General features: G+C 43.7%; 8 protein-coding genes. 4 read left to right on the forward strand and 4 right to left on the reverse strand.

Annotated features, from left to right (window positions below):
* The first annotated feature begins 3 nt into the window (after window positions 1-3).
* From BLQ87_RS22715 to BLQ87_RS22725, 3 genes are read left to right on the forward strand one after another with little or no spacing between them, the layout of a single operon-like run.
* On the forward strand, window positions 4-3162 hold the full coding sequence (locus tag BLQ87_RS22715) for an efflux RND transporter permease subunit (protein WP_074611204.1): 3159 nt from the start codon (window positions 4-6) through the stop codon (window positions 3160-3162).
* Between the two features lie 9 nt (window positions 3163-3171).
* Window positions 3172-4560, forward strand: a complete 1389-nt coding sequence (locus tag BLQ87_RS22720) for an efflux transporter outer membrane subunit (protein WP_074611205.1) — start codon at window positions 3172-3174, stop codon at window positions 4558-4560.
* Between the two features lie 45 nt (window positions 4561-4605).
* Window positions 4606-5031, forward strand: coding sequence for a GNAT family N-acetyltransferase (locus tag BLQ87_RS22725; RefSeq protein WP_074611206.1), 426 nt, complete (start codon window positions 4606-4608; stop codon window positions 5029-5031).
* Window positions 5032-5232: 201 nt separating this feature from the next.
* Here BLQ87_RS22725 and BLQ87_RS22730 read toward each other — a convergent pair whose 3' ends face one another.
* Genes BLQ87_RS22730 through BLQ87_RS22740 form a run of 3 tightly spaced genes read right to left on the reverse strand, consistent with a single transcriptional unit; the run spans window position 5233 to window position 10161 of the window.
* Window positions 5233-8463, reverse strand: coding sequence for a TonB-dependent receptor (locus tag BLQ87_RS22730; RefSeq protein WP_074611207.1), 3231 nt, complete (start codon window positions 8461-8463; stop codon window positions 5233-5235).
* A gap of 23 nt (window positions 8464-8486) precedes the next feature.
* A complete protein-coding gene (locus BLQ87_RS22735; RefSeq protein ID WP_083362013.1) occupies window positions 8487-9527 on the reverse strand; it encodes a FecR family protein in 1041 nt (346 codons plus the stop codon).
* A gap of 58 nt (window positions 9528-9585) precedes the next feature.
* A complete protein-coding gene (locus BLQ87_RS22740; protein ID WP_074611209.1) occupies window positions 9586-10161 on the reverse strand; it encodes an RNA polymerase sigma factor in 576 nt (191 codons plus the stop codon).
* A 206-nt stretch (window positions 10162-10367) separates the two neighbouring features.
* On the opposite strand from BLQ87_RS22740, the gene BLQ87_RS22745 reads away from it, so the two are divergent.
* Window positions 10368-11837 (forward strand): calcineurin-like phosphoesterase C-terminal domain-containing protein, encoded by a 1470-nt coding sequence (locus tag BLQ87_RS22745; protein WP_074611210.1) that lies wholly within the window; start codon window positions 10368-10370, stop codon window positions 11835-11837.
* Between the two features lie 263 nt (window positions 11838-12100).
* Here BLQ87_RS22745 and BLQ87_RS22750 read toward each other — a convergent pair whose 3' ends face one another.
* The gene (locus tag BLQ87_RS22750) at window positions 12101-15973 is read right to left on the reverse strand and encodes a TIM-barrel domain-containing protein (RefSeq protein WP_216857841.1); all 3873 of its coding nucleotides are present in this window, start codon (window positions 15971-15973) and stop codon (window positions 12101-12103) included.
* Window positions 15974-16396 lie beyond the last annotated feature (423 nt).

Raw genomic sequence — 16396 nt, forward strand, 5'->3', positions numbered from 1 at the left:
GACATGTTAAGAAAATTTATAGAAAACCCGGTATTGTCTACGGTTATATCGGTGATTATCGTCATTCTGGGGCTCCTGGGGCTCTTGTCCCTGCCCATCTCTCAATATCCGGAGATCGCTCCACCCACTGTTGCGGTAACTGCAGCCTACCAGGGAGCAAATGCAGATGTAGTGATGAAAAGTGTCATTGTCCCACTTGAAGAACAAATTAATGGCGTAGAAAACATGACTTATATGACTTCTACTGCCAGCAATAACGGAAGTGCCACGATCACCATTTTCTTTAAGCAGGGCACGGATCCGGATCAGGCGGCAGTAAACGTACAGAACAGGGTCACCAAAGCGACAAGCCTGCTTCCTACAGAAGTGATCAAAGCCGGGATTACCACGAGCAAAAAGCTGAGCAGTACTGCATTTAGCTTTCTCATCTATAGCAAAGACAAAGCCTACGACCAGAAATTCCTGGACAATTACCTGCGCATCAATATCATGCCACAGATGAAACGCGTGGAAGGAGTTGGTGAAGCCATCATTTACGGAAACCAGGAATATTCCATGAGGATCTGGCTGAAGCCCGATGCCATGGCCAGCCATGGAATGGTTCCCGACGATGTGATTGCAGCGTTAAAAGAACAAAATATTGAAGCTGCACCGGGGAAAATAGGTGAAAACAGCAGGCAGTCAGTTCAATATGCCCTCAAATATACTGGTCGACTGGACGAAGAAGCGCAGTTTGAAAATATTGTGCTTCGCAGTGCCCGTCAGGGGGGCTTGATCAGGCTTAAAGATGTCGCAAAAATTGAATTCGGAGCCCTGGATTATACCACCTCACTAAAGACGCAGGGAAAGGTCTCCTCCGGAGGAGCCGTAAGCCAGTCGTCGGGATCAAATGCCAGAGAGCTGATCATTGCCTGTGAAAATATTCTGAAAGAAGCGTCCAAAGATTTTCCTCCCGGAGTGGAATACCATACTTTCCTGAATGCCAATGAATTTCTGGATGCCTCTATAGAAAAAGTAATATACACCATCGTAGAAGCTTTTATCCTTGTTTTTATTGTGGTATTTATCTTTCTTCAGGATTTCCGCTCTACCCTCATTCCTGCAATTGCAGTTCCCGTGGCCATCATCGGTACGTTCTTTTTCCTGAAACTTTTTGGCTTTACCATCAACCTGCTGACCTTGTTTGCACTGGTGCTGGCGATTGGGATTGTCGTAGATGATGCGATTGTGGTGGTCGAAGCCGTTCATGCAAAACTGGATCAGGGCGCCAAATCGGCAAAGAAAGCGACGATTCATGCGATGAGCGAAATCAGTGGGGCTATCGTGTCGATTACCCTGATCATGTCTGCTGTGTTTGTTCCGGTAACTTTCATTACAGGTTCTGCAGGCGTATTTTATAAACAGTTTGGATTAACCCTTGCGGTTGCGATCGTGATTTCTGCCGTGAATGCGCTGACCCTAAGTCCGGCGCTTTGCGCGATCTTTTTAAAGCCCCATAACCCGGATCAGCCACATCAGTCAAAAGGATTTCTGCCTACTTTCTATACAGGATTCAATACGGCATTTGAAGTAGTAACGGGCAAGTATATACGCGCAGTGCGGTTCCTGATTCGCCGAAAATGGATTTCAATTGCGGGTATTCTGATGTTCGGTTTTATTTTCTATACCTTATTGAAAACTACGCCAACCGGTTTTGTGCCGAATGAAGATGGTGGCGCCATTTATGGAGATGTGATCCTTCCCCCTTCAGCAACACTGGAACGCACAGAAGAGATCAGCAATCAGGTGGATAGCATTGCCAGAAGTATTCCGGAGGTTGAACTTTCTTCAAGGTTGGCAGGAATGGACCTGATCAACGGATTCGGTGGCTCATATGGCGCTTTATTTATCCGTTTGAAGCCCTGGAAAGAAAGAAAAGGAAAAGACCAGGATGTCAATGCCATAGTCAATCAACTGTTTGCAAAAACAGCACACATTAAAGGCGCTAAAGTGATTTTCTTTGCTGCTCCAACCTTGCAGGGCTTCGGAAATAACAATGGTTTTGAAGTGCAGCTGCAAGACAGAACCGGAGGTGATTATAAAGAATTCGCTAAGTCTATCGGTAAGTTTATGACGGCCATCAACCAGCGTCCGGAGATCATGTATGCCACAAGTCCTTTTAATATCGGATTTCCCGAACTGGAGGTCAACGTAAACATAGAGAAATGTAAAGATGCGGGTGTAAGTGTCAATACCGTATTGAATACTTTGCAAGGGTATTTTGGAGGAGTTTATGCCTCAGACTTCAATAAATTTGGTAAACAATACCGGGTGATGATGCAGAGTCATCCTGATTTCAGAGCGAAAGAAGCAGACATGAATAAGGTTTATGTCAGGACAGAACAGGGAATGATGGCACCGGTTTCGGAGTTCGTCACCTTAAAGAAAACCTATGGTCCGGAGTTTATTAACCGGTTCAATCTGTTTACTTCAACTACGGTAACTGGCTCGCCAAATAAAGGTTATAGCTCAGGCGATGCGATAAAAGCAATAGAAGAAGTTGCTGCACAGACTTTAAGTCGCGGTTATACTTATGAATTTTCCGGCCTGACAAGGGAAGAGCTTTCCAGCGGTAGTCAGACGATGATGATCTTTGCACTTTGTCTGGTGTTCATTTACTTCTTATTGAGTGCACAGTACAAGAGCTATATCCTCCCCTTTTCTGTACTGCTTTCCCTTCCGATTGGTTTGGCGGGGGCCTTTATATTTGCAAATCTCTTTAACATCGACAACAACATTTTCCTTCAGATCAGTCTGATCATGTTGATTGGCTTACTCGCTAAAAATGCCATTCTGATTGTAGAATTTGCACTGATGCACCGTTTGAGTGGCAGAAGCATTGTGCAGTCCGCAATTTATGGGGCAAAAGCAAGATTAAGACCGATTCTGATGACTTCCTTTGCCTTCATATTCGGGCTGGTTCCCTTAATGCTGGCTACCGGGGCCGGTGCACTCAGCAACCGTTCCATCGGTACAGCCGCTGTTGGTGGAATGCTCATCGGAACACTGTTTGGCATCTTTGTCATCCCTGTTCTCTTCATCATTTTCCAGTCTGCACAGGAGAAAATTTCAGGAATACCAACACCGAATCATCCTCCACGAACTTTAAAAGAAAACATTTAACCTACTGTAATGAATATATATAGAAAATCTTTATTGCTATTGATTTCCATTGGATTATGGACTTCATGTAAAGTGATAAAACCTTATCAGAAACCAGATCTGCCTTCCGCTTCATCTTATGGAAATGGCAGATCTGCAGATACCAGAAACATGGCAAAGATGAAATGGTCGGAGGTATTTACCGATACCATTTTAAACCAGCTGATCCTTCAGGGATTGGCTGCCAATCTGGACCTGAAAATTGCTGTAGCACGCATTAGCGAAGCTCAGGCCGGTCTTCGCCTGAGTAAAGCAGCATTCTTACCGGGGGTAAATGGAAATTTGTCTGTAAAGCAAAGCAGGCTGGCCTTCCCGCAAGGTTTCGGAATGATCAACAATTCTACGCAATATGATCTTGGTATCAGTACCAATTGGGAACTGGACATCTGGGCTAAACTGGGTAGTGCAAAACGCGCTGCGTATGCAGACCTCCTGGCCAGTGATGCCGCAAAGCGAGCAGTCCAAACCCAGCTGATTGCCGACATCGCCAATCATTATTTTGAATTACTTGCGCTGGATCAGCAATTACTGGTGACTCAGAAAACAGCAGAAAACAGAGCTGCAGATGCTGAAGCAATCAAATTGCTTTTTGAAAGCTCGATCTTAAACGGCGTGGCAGTCGTACAAAGTGAAGCCAATTATTATGAGGCAGATCTCGCCATTCCGGATATACAGCAGCGGATTAAAGAAACCGAGCATGCTTTATGTGTGTTGCTGGCCCGCTCTCCTTCTAAAATCAACAGGACTTCTTTGGCTCAACAACGATTGACATACGACTTAAAACCAGGAATTCCGGCGCAATTACTGGCCTACAGACCGGATGTCCAGCAGGCAGAGTATCAATTCCGTGCTGCATTTGAAAACACCAATGTCGCAAGGGCTTCTTTTTATCCTTCGCTAACGATTACCGCTGCGGCTGGTTTTTCAAGTCTTGGGCTTAGTAACTGGTTTAGCAGTGCCGGCTTATTTGGCAATATTGCCGCCGGCCTTACACAGCCGATCTTCAATAAGGGGATCAATAAAGCCAGGCTCAGCACGGCAGAATCGAAACAGCAACAGGCATTGTATGGCTTTGAAAGCTCGCTTCTAAAAGCGGCTCAGGAAGTTTCAGATGCTTTATCATCCTATGAACATGCCGTTCAAAAGGAAGGAAAACGGGCTAAGCAGTTAAAAGCCCTGGCACAGGCGGTAGCTTTCAATAAAGAATTGCTAAACAACAGCAAAAACACCAATTATACAGATGTCCTGGCAGCAGAACAAAATCTGCTGACCGCTGAATTAAAAGGGATCAATGACCAAAGTCAGAAATTACATGCAATCGTCAATTTATACCGTGCATTGGGTGGAGGCTGGAATTGATCCTAAAGAAATGATACTTTTACCTTTATTAATCCGGTTTTTAAGATGAGTATAAGAAGGGCAAAACAAGAAGATACGCAGGCCATAGGGTCTTTATTAGCGCAAATGGAACATCCGACAGCAGAAAGCCTGGTCGCCGAAAAGTTAACGCTACTGATCGGACATCCTGATCATGAGCTGATTGTATACGAACTGGATGGTCAGGTTGTCGCTTTCATGTCTATTCATTTTGTCCCTCAGATCGCTTATGCAGGAGATTTTGCGATGGTAAGTTATTTTGCTGTTGACGATCAGTTAAGGAGCCGTGGCATAGGAAAGGAAATGGAAGAACGTTGTGTTCAGTTGGCGAAAGAAAGGGATTGTAACAGGATAGAGCTGCATTCCAGTATTCGCAGAACAGCTGCACATCGTTTTTATGAGAGACAGGGATATGTTGAGTTTCCTAAGTATTTTAGTAAGAAGCTTTTTTAAAAAAAAGGGAGATGGTTTCAGGCTGAAACCTTTGCCTGAAGGGGCAAATTTTTCTATGCCTTCATCCCATCTCGCCTTTTTTTCTACCGCTTTAACCCGGAGGATTACCTTCAAAGGCCTTTAAGTAAGATTCCTTTCAGTGCGGGCAGTCTCTAAGGAGCGCTTTCTTCTCTGAGGTGATCTTTAGGATTGTTATTGCGATTAGAAACTATACCTTAGTCCCAGCTGGCCTCTCCATCTGGAATCGAAAGGTGCATTGATAAAAGAACCGTTTACCGGGCTATAGCTATAAGTTGGTATTGGATTTCCAGCGCTAAAGGCTAATGGATCAATTCCTTTATAGGTCAGGATAGAGCCGCTTAAGGTGGCTGGAAGTTGCGCGGTAGTGATCGATGGTAATTTCACCAATCCCCAATTTTTGTTTAACAGGTTGCCTACATTGAAGATATCGAAGCTGAGTTGAAGGTTGTGTTTTTTCGCTCCTCCGGTGTTGATCAGGAAGTCCTGTGCAAGGTGCAGGTCGAAAATATGTGACCATGGTGTTCTTGCGCCATTTCTTTCTGCAAATTGCCCGCGGTGTTTGCTCAGGTAAGGATCTTGTTCTATGAAGGCATTTAGCTGATCCCAGATTTCTGCCGGTGTACGTTTATCGGATGCATTATTGGGAACTAAAGTGATGTCTTTTGCTGTTGCAGGGATATACATGGCATCATTCTGCGTTTGTCCGTCGTTGTTGATATCGGAGTTTAGACGATAGGTATAAGGAAGACCAGATTGTCCGTTATAGACCAATCCTATCGTTGTTGCAAAATTCTTCAGGTATTCAAAACGGTAAGACAAGGTTCCGATGATCCGATGGTTCAGGTTCCAGTCGGAGGACGTTAGCATTGGATTGTTTGGGTTATTGGCAATGGTATTGTTTCTGAAATTCGTCGAGGCGATGGTAGAATTCATACTCGAAATGTCTTCCGATTGCGCATAGGTGTATGCGATGCTACCGGATACGCCTTGTGATACATTGCGTTGCAGCTGCGCGGTGATGCTGTACTGATAACCTTTGTTTGTATTCGTTAACAAGAATACATTCGTGTATTCAGGGTATTTAAGTCGGCCGGCGCCAGCAGGATAAACGTTTCTGTCTTCTCTGGCAAGTTTTGCATTTGGTTCCACCAGATTCAGGTCTTTGATATAAGGGGCATTCATTTCTTTGCCATAGATTCCTTCCAGTGTTGCGGTAAAGCCGTAAGGAAGTTTCTGATCTATTGCCAGGTTTGAGCGCCATACCTGAGGCATTTTAAAGTCAGGATCCGTCAGGTCGATCTCTGAAGTGGCTACAGTGGCAGTTCTTGGCTGATTGTTCACATCAGGATTAAATCTGATGGTGGATGCAGCAGCGGCACTGACATTGATCCTGCCCAAATCTACACCCGAATTGTTATATGCATTCCCAAGCCATACATAGGGAAGTCTTCCGGTAAAGATTCCTGTTCCTCCGCGGAGAATGGTGTTGCCATCATTATTAATATCATAGTTAAAGCCGATTCTTGGGGAGAACAGCAATTTGGTTTTTGGCTGTCTGCTGGTGCGGTAACCCTCCTCTTTGAAGGAATTGGCGAACTGTTCATTCTCTAAAGGTTTATCCAGAAATACAGGGATATCAACACGGAGGCCACCTGTTAATTTCAGGCCTTCCATAGCCGTGTATTCATCCTGTGCATAAAATCCGAGCTGCATGGCCCTGAATACGGAAGTAGGTATTTTTACATCCGGGATTTTTGAATAAGTGAGCTGGTAAATAGTGGGTGCCTGTGCTTTCGCAAAAGCATCGAGGCTGGCAAAAGTATAATTTCCCCAGATGTTCTGGATAAAAAGGTTGTCGAATTTAAAGAACTCATTCTGTGTACCAATGGTAAAATGATGGTCATTGTGAATGATATCCAGGTTGTCTGTGAGCTGGAAAAGATGTTGCTTTTGTCGCGCTGAAGGAGAATATCCTTCTGTTCCGGCAACCATTGTTTTGGTCGCATCCAGCTGAATCGTTACCTGCGGAAAGGGGCTTCCCGGAATTTCCCTGTTGTCCCTCACATTGGAATAGCCAACGATCAGGTTGTTTACCACGTTATTTGAGAAATAAGTGTTTAACTCGGCAACGGTAATATTGGTTTTATTCGTCTGAATGTATTTGTTGTTCTCAAAGCGCAGCGAATTGATGCCGTTACTGATGTCATCACGTTTTCCATTCACATAATTGTGGCGGAGGGTCAGTCTGTTTTTGGCATTGATCAGGTAGTCAAAGCGGAGAAAGAACTTTTCGCTATTGGTCTTTTTGCTGATGTCTTCAAACTTACCAGGATCATAATTGTAGGTATTTTTTAAAGTGTTATAAAAGCTTTGTGCCGTTTCAAGGGGGATCTGAGCTTCATTTGAAGCACCTTTGCCCCTGTTGGCCTGGTACAATAAAGGTTCATCCCGGCGACTGATTTCTGCATTTACAAAGAAAAACAGCTTGTCTTTTATCACCGGTCCGCCTAAACGAAAGCCATATTGATAGTCTGTGAAATCGTTAAATTTGGTTCTTTTATCATCCGGACTTTTGCCCACCAGGTTTTGGTTTTTACCATAAGTATAGGCTGATCCGGAGAAAGTGTTGGTTCCACGACGGGTGACCGCGTTAATTCCCGCACCGGTAAAACTACCTTGTTTCACATCAAAAGGTGCCAGTACCACCTGAATTTCGTCAATCGCATCTAAACTGATGGGCTGTGTTCCCGCCTGTCCGCCCGGCGAACCGGTGGTTGTTCCTCCGCCTACGCCATAGCCCATGATGTCGTTGTTCTGAGAACCATCAATCTGAATGTTGTTGTAGCGGTTGTTACGGCCACCAAAAGACAATCCGGACGATTGCGGGGTAAACCTTGTATAATCGGCTAAGGACCTGTTCAATGAGGGATAACGATCGATGTCTGTTCTGCTGATGTTAGTCGAAGCACCGGTTTTTGCCAGGTTTCTCGAAGACCCTGCCCTTTGTGCTTTTACCTCTACTGCCTGAAGCTCCTGATTTTCCGAACTCATATATACTTTGAGCGTGTAGACTTGTCCGAGGGAAAGAAATACGTTGTTCTCCGTATAATTGCGGTTTCCTATATGGCGGACTTCAATTCTGTAAGGCCCGCCCACAGGTAAGTTTTGAAGGTTAAAGGCCCCCTTATCTGAAGTCTTGCTTTCATAACGGGAGTTTGCCGGGAGATAAGTAACGATAATCCCTGCCCCGGAAAGCGGTATGTTGGAATTGTCAAATACGGAACCCTTTATTCCGGAAGAGGTTGCCCCCTGCGCCTGCGCTGAAATCTGACTGAACAATAAAGTGCTGAATACCAGTAATGCCAATGCAAAGGGCAATAAACAATGTCGTAATCCTGATCTGTGTTTCATGTTTGAATAATTTGTCTGTGGTGTTATTTTATAGTTTTATTCTCTTTTAGGTAGATTTCCCGGCCCTTTCGTTCATATTGAACCGGCGCCTGAGCTTTGATTTCTTCGAGGATACTTTCCAGCGATTTCCCTTTGGTACTGAGGGTGATGTGCAGGCCGGACAGGCTTTCGTCTTCTAAGTAGATTTTTAGCTTAAACTGCTCTTCAAGCAAAGTTGCAACCCGACTTAAAGGCGTTTCATTAAAGGCCAGGGCCAGGGTTTCCGATTTTGTTAAATGTTGGTTTCCTTGTTTTTTACTGTTTTTAGCAGTGGTTATTTTGGCCAATGTTCCTTCGCTTTTTATAAAGACAGCCTGTTCATCCGGCAATAGGAATACCGTTGAATTCCGCAGGGTTTTCACACCTACTTTACCCGTTTTTACGGTTACCCTGACCCTGGTAGCTGAGGGATGGGCATCAACCCAGAATGAGGTGCCAAGAACTAGGGTCTGAACTTCCCCGCTATAGACGATAAATGGATGATTGGCATCGTGTTTTACATTAAAAAAGGCTTTTCCACGGAGTTTTAATGTTCTCTTTTGCTGGACGAAATGAGAAGAATATTGTAATGAGGCACCTGGATACAGGGTAACTACGGAGGAATCTGGTAAGGTGATTTCTCTGTTCTGCCTTCCGTAATTGTTCATTTCTATATTTTTAACCGCAGGAACATTTTCAGTTTGTGGCAATGCTTTGTGTTCCGGCTTAGGCTGCAGGAATAAAGCCCATACCATCAGGAAAGGAAAAAATACGGCAGCAATACGGATCGACCAGGTGCTAAAGTTTTTCTTTACCCTTTCTCTTCGCTGTATAGTTGCCCTCAGCTCTTCAAAACCAGACTCATTACTGCTAGTCATTGTGACAGGCTGTTGATCGATGTAATCCAGGTGCGCCTTAAAAAAGCTTTCCTGTTCTTCCTCAGTGCAACTGCTGAGCCAATCTAATATCTGCTGATGCTGTTCTTCATCCAGTGTATGCTGAAAAAAGCGGGTCATCATTTCTTTTGTAAACGGAGTATTCTTCATGTCGATATGAAGCTATACGGATCCGGAGGCAGGCAACCCTACCCTACAGATAAAAAAATTAAAGATGGAGCAGAATGAGGAGCATCAGCAACTGCTCATCTTTGAGAACGCCCCTTAAAAAGCGCAGGGTTTTGGTCAGGTGTTTCTCTACTGCCTTCAGGGAGATGTTCAACTGATCCGCTATTTCCTTGTTGGAGAACTGCTGGCCCCGGCTCAGGTCAAACACTTCCTGATTTCTTTTGGGCAATTTCATTAAAACTGAGGCAATCATCCGCTGGTAATCTGCGTAGATAATCTGGTTATGGGTGCTGTCGTCCTGTTCCGGGATTGCCGGATGGAGGCTCCATACCTTCTCCTGACGTTTTGTTTGACGCAAGGAGTCGATGAGCAGGTTTTTGGCCATGGTATAGATCCAGTTCTTCGCACTTTTGGAAAGGTCAAGATGATTCCTTTTCTCCCAGACTTTGATAAAAGTACACTGGATCATTTCTTCTGCCAGATCCTGATCCCTGCAATACGTATAGAGGAACTGATAGACCTGGCGCTCGTATAAACGATAGAAATACCCCAGAGCTTCGACGTTTCCGTCTTTGAGTTCCTGAGCTGCATGCACATCGTTTGTAAATAATTCCATGGATCCCGCCGTAAATTTTTGTCAAAATTATTCAGATCAGGTCCGCCACAGGTTTAGTCAGCATTATCAAATTATTATATCCTTTCCGGGATTCTATGCAGTTAACGGTGATGCTTAATAAATTGTTAACCTGCAGCTAACCCCGATGGTATTGGAATAATTTTAGTTTTGCAGGATTCGGGGTTTCTTCCGAAAAATCGATTTTTATGGAAAAAAGAAGGTCATTTCTTAAAAGCATTGCCTTATTAGGCACGGCACTCAGCGTTCCAACAGCACTTTTTGCGGAGCGTAAATCTTTTAGTCCTGTTCTTAAAGATGCTATGGTTAGCGGAAAAGTAACGGATCAGGGAAAAGGAATCCCGGGAGTTCCCGTTACGGATGGTTTTACAATCGTGACTACGGATCACCAGGGCTCATTTGAACTGCAAAGAGATCCGCGCAGCGAATTTATTTACCTGACCAAGCCGTCCGGATATGAATTTACCCATCAGTCCGGAATCGCTCAGTTCTACAAGCCCATCGCTGCCGGAGATTATAATTTTAGTCTTAAGAAGCTTGGTAAAGACGATGATGAGCATGTATTTGTGGTGTGGGCAGATCCGCAGATCCAGACAGATGCAGATGCACAAAATATCCTGACTCAGGCAGGCCCGGATCTGGTAAAGCTGAAGGCCAGCTACCCTACAGGAACATTGATCCATGGCATTTGTGCAGGAGATATCGTCTGGGACCAGTTCAGGTTATTTAAAGATTATAAAAACAGCATTAGTCAATCGGACATTCCCTTTTTTCAGGTGATCGGAAATCACGATATGGACCTTGATGTCCGCACCGATGATTTATCTGCCAGGACTTTTAAACAGAATTTTGGTCCTTCTTATTATTCCTACAACCGGGGAAAGATTCATTATATAGCTTTGGATGATGTGTTTTTTCTGGGAACGGGGAGACGTTATATCGGCTACCTGACAGAAAATCAACTCCATTGGCTGGAACAGGATTTATCACATGTGCCGCTGGGAACAACCGTGGTGCTTACGCTTCATATTCCTACCAATACGGGACAGAAAAGGCGGTACGGGCTTAAAGAAGATGACATTGCCAATGTGGTGTCTAACCGGGAACAGTTGTATCAGATATTGAAACCTTATCAGAGCTATATTTTATCGGGCCATACGCATTTTAATGAGCACATTGTGGAAGGAAACAGGCATGAGATCGTGCATGGTGCGATTTGTGGGGCATGGTGGAGCGGACCGGTTTGTTATGACGGTACACCCAAAGGATATGGCGTCTATGAAGTTAAAGGAAATCAGCTGAGCTGGTATTATAAGTCGATTGGTAAGGAAAAGGAACATCAGATCAGGGTTTATGATCGGGGTAATAAGGCAAGACCTGGACAAGTGGTGGCCAATGTGTGGAATTGGGATGCTTCATGGGAGGTTAAATGGAAAGAAGATGGTGTGTTGAAAGGTACTATGACGCAATTTTCAGGGAAAGATCCGATGGCGATTGATTTGTATGAGGGTGCGGTGAAGCCTCAGGAACAGCCCTGGGTAGAGCCGATTCTTACAGATCATTTGTTTTATGCAAATCCTTCTACAGTCGCAAAGAGTGTTGAGGTTATTGCTACAGATAGGTTTGGTCAGGTTTTTACAGCGCGCATTGACTTGTAGGTCATTCCGGAATTTTGCGCTGAAGATTTAAAAAAAGGAAAGCTGTTTTCAGGCTGAAACCTTTGCCTGAAGGGGCAAATTTTTCTATGCCTTCATCCATACTTTCCTTTTTTTATAAGATTACACCGGAAATATACTAGATTCCGGGCGGCATGGAATTGGCCTCTTACTACTTACTATTTACTAAGGAAACTATAATACCGTATTAAAAAAGAAAAACCCGCAAATCATATCTGCGGGTTTTTCTTTATGGTATTGGAATTTTAGAACTTAACGGTATTCAGGTTTTTGTCTACTAAAAGTCCCTCAACAGCTTTAAGGTTGAAGTTTAGTTTACGTTTTGCTTTTAATTTTAATACGAAGAGCTCTGTATTGCCATTTAAAGTTTCTTTGTTGCCTACGTTAACAAAGGTTGGATATAAAACTTTGTCGCCATTGGTGTGCAACCTGTCGTTGGTCAGGTTTTCCATTTGTTTTACTTTAATATTTAGATTTTGCACGCTTATAAATTCGTAATCCGCTGAAAGGTATGGCAACGCGAAGCCTAGTGCATTTACCGATTTCAAGTTTAGCCCCTTTACTTTAATTTCGACGATTTCGTCTTTGTTATAGCTCGGTTTTGCCGCACTGATTTCGATTTTACCAGATACTTTCTCTGTTTTAGGAGCTTCTACTCCGCCACTAAGCTGTGTTGCTACAACCGAGATGTCGTAAGCGTCAATACGGTCATTTTTGTTGATGTCACCATTGCTGATGTATCCTTCAAAGTCCGCATCACCTTTTTTCAGTCCAGTGTAATTGGTGTATGAGGTGAAATCATTCATGTCAATCAGACGATCGTTGTTGATATCGCCGGGAAGGTAACTTTCTGTTCCTGGAACTTTGAATACATACAATTCACGGCCTGAACCGAAACCACCAACGGCATCGGCGACAGCTATTTTAATGAAGCGGGCAGTTGGGTGGTTAGCGAAGTTGAATATTTTTACATCTTCTGCGTTTTTCCATTCAAATGAACCTGCTTCTGTCCAGTTTTCCTTATTGTTGCTATAGAAAACTTTACCTTTTAGCAATATTCCGTTTCCTCTTCCCCTACGTGGCAGATAATGGAATTTGTCCAGCTGGTTAATTGATTTCAGGTCCATGACGATGTCAAAAGGAACAGATTTTACACCCCATTTGGTATGCCACATGTTTCCTTCGTCATAATCGAACAATTTATCTATTTCTGATTCCTCCTGATTTTCCGCAGTTGTTTCCGCAACGATTCCGGAAATGGCAAATTCCAAAGGATTAGATTTTGTAGTTGCCTTTACCTCTGTCCAGTCTGAGAAACCATCCTTATTTACAGCACGTAATTTAAAGGAATAAGGCGTTTCTGCCAGTAATCCATCAAATAACAAGGTGGTGTCCCTGATCGTGGTATAATGCATACCGTTGAAATCTATTTCATAGAAATCGGCATGGTCAACTTTATTCCATGTTGGTTTTAAGGTGTATGCTTCTGTGTTTTTCTCTGTAATACGGGCGTTTGCAGGAACTGATAATGTTCCGGATGAGATGCGTTGCTGATCAACAGGTTCAAATTTAAACCCTTCTACTACCACAGAAACCTCATTTAAGGCAATGTCAGTACTGGCCAGTTTTACAAGTAGCTGCGCGTTTTTGGTGAGGATCACTTTTTCAAACTCAGAACCTTTAGTCGCGTATTTATTGAGGTTCGGCTTAGCCTCATAGAAGTATACATTATCTGCTTTTTGGAATTCCTCGATTGAGTTTACTTCTGTCAATTTGACTTTATTGTTTCCGATTTTTGCAGAGAGTTTCTTTGGTTTTTCTGTAACGTTTATTCTGAACTCCGTCGTTTTTTCTTTTACAAAGCCGTCGAAATCACCTTTAGCCGGGTGAACGGTCACTGTTACTTTATTTTTATCCTGTTCTGACTCGATTAAGCTTGAAGTACCCTTGCCGAGTTTATAGGCTTCGGTAACACCATCATCGTCATACTCCGTAAATGAGGTTTTTCCAGCCGGATAAAACTCATAGATGCGCTTACCTTTATTGATTTCCGCCACGTTATTGTTCGGATTTGACATCGGGATAATTGCCCCGCTTTTAACAAAAAGCGGTAGTTTCCAGAGTGGCGCATCAAAGGTGTTCAGGATGCTGTTTCCTGCGTATTGTTCTCCTGAGAAATAGTCAATCCAGGTTCCTTCAGGCAGATAGATGCCGTTGCGGATGTCGTTCCCTTTGTCGTCGGATTTTGTAGCCTGATAGATCGGTGCTACAAGGAAATAAGGACCGTACAGGAATTGGTACTGAGTAGCTGTTCCCTGGGTATAGGCATTTGGATATTCCAGGAACATGGCTCTGATCATTGGTAAACCGGTAACTGCAGCTCTGGAAATGCTGTAGGCATAAGGCATTAACTCTGATTTGAGTTTCAGATAATTGCGGTTAATCGAAGTAACCGGCTCGGCCAACGCATGCGGATATTTTTCATTCGCTCCCCATCCATCCATGTTCAATTCCATTGGCGTAAAGGTTTTCCATTGGAAATCTCTGGCATTGATCGCAGGATTTTTACCGCCAAAGATACCGTCCATGTCTGAAGTGATGTTCGGTTGTCCGGACAAGCCAGAGCCGATATAAGTAGGGATATGGAAGCGGATGTATTCCCAAACACCTCCGGTCTGATCGCCAGACCATACACCTGCATAACGCTGCGTACCGGCCCATCCATCCAGAGAGATGATGAACGGTCTGCTGCTATTGCCGTAATAAGGGATGATTTGTGCAACATCTGCAACACCGTTAAGTCCGAATGAATATCCGGCACCTACCCAGGCCACATCGGTTTTTAAAACGCGAACACCGGCATCTCTCACTTCTTTGATGATGTCTCTTTGAAGTAAGGCACTGACTTCAGGTTTTGGATGAAGGTCGGATTGTGTCCATAAACCAATTTCTACACCATTCTTACGGGCGTAATCTCCTAAGCTTTTCAGGTTTTGGATATTTCCATCTAAGGTTTCTGTCTGTCCATAACCAGCACCATAACCGTCGTTAGGTAATAGCCAGCCAAAGGGCATGTCGTTCTTTTTATACCTGTCGATCACCGCACGGGCTGAAAACTGGTAATTGTTCTTCTCGCCGTTGAGGGATTCTTTTATTCCTCCATTGTCTTTCTGACCTTCTTTATATCGCTTGCCATCTTCAAATAAAGTTCCTTTTTCGTCTTCTTTCCAGAAATCGCGGTTATAGGCATTCAGGTGTCCCTGATAGAAACCAAATTTCGGCAGCAAAATCGGATTTCCGGTGAGCTGATAAAAATCGTTTAACAATGCCGAGGCTCCGTCACTAACCATAAAAAAAGCATCCAGATAATCAGAATCATGGGATAACTTGACCAGGCCTTTTTCTTTGGCCCCGAAGTCGTACTTTCCTTTTTTGAAGGTATGCCACATCATGCCATAGCCGTTTGAGGACCAATAAAAAGGCGTTGGAGAAGCAACTCCCCCATCCGTCCAGCTGTTCTGGTTCTCTATGGAGATCGCTTTTCCTTTATGTGAGAAACGGCCATTCTGTACCCCTCCACCATAAAAATATTCCTGAGGCTGCTCTTTTAAAGTGAGCGTTACCTTTCCTTTTTCAAAATTAATGGGTGCTGCTTCTTCCAGAACAACTGCTTTGGTGGCCTGATTAATGACCTTTAACAGAGAAGTGTTTTTATCGATGAGTACCGTAATCTTATCTGTAGAAATGGTAATTTGATGATTATCGTCGCTAAGCTCTAGTTTTGAAACCGCTCTTCTTGGGTTATCGACTAATATTTTAGCATCCGGTTTGGCTTCAGGATCGCGGATAAATCCACCTGAATTGTCCTGGAAAAGTCTGAACATGTTTCCTCCGTAGAAATCGAGCGTTAACCGCTGGTTGTCGGAAAACAATAACTCCACGGAAGTGGAATTGATCTTTTTTGCGCTGATCACTTTCTGACCTCGCATCATGGCTTGTTTTACGATGTTCATTTTTGGCATCGCCGATGCTGGTATATAGGAAACCAGTAAGGGGAAAGCAAGCGCAAGTAGAACAGCGTTTTTTGGGTTAGCATCTCCAAATAATTTTTTCATCATTCTTAGAATAGGTTTTTCTGAGATTTCATGCTGACAGGTACCTGTTGGCATTCCATTGGTCATCCCAGGTGTTTGTGTGTTGTAGCGCCGAATATAGGAATTATGACTATAAATCTACGGACTGTGCAGACAGCCCAGCCCCACCAGATGCCATAAAACAGCTATTTTGCCTTGCTGAGTGATTTATTCCTGTGGTATGTGCCTTTGAAGAGGAAAAATGCTTTGAGGAAAAAAGGGCAATTACTGCGTATAAGGCCCTAAAAAGAGCGTTTATATCCTTTTGTTTCTTCATGCAAACGGTTGCGTAAATATTGTCGGTTTGAGCCTGAAAAATGACTGCTTGCAGCTACTTTTTCTTCCGGTCAAAATAGCTGATTTTAGGCCTTTATCGATGCATGAGCGGTAAAAACAATGTTATTAAAA

This window comes from Pedobacter steynii, from assembly GCF_900103665.1.
Classification (GTDB): Bacteria; Bacteroidota; Bacteroidia; order Sphingobacteriales; family Sphingobacteriaceae; genus Pedobacter; species Pedobacter steynii.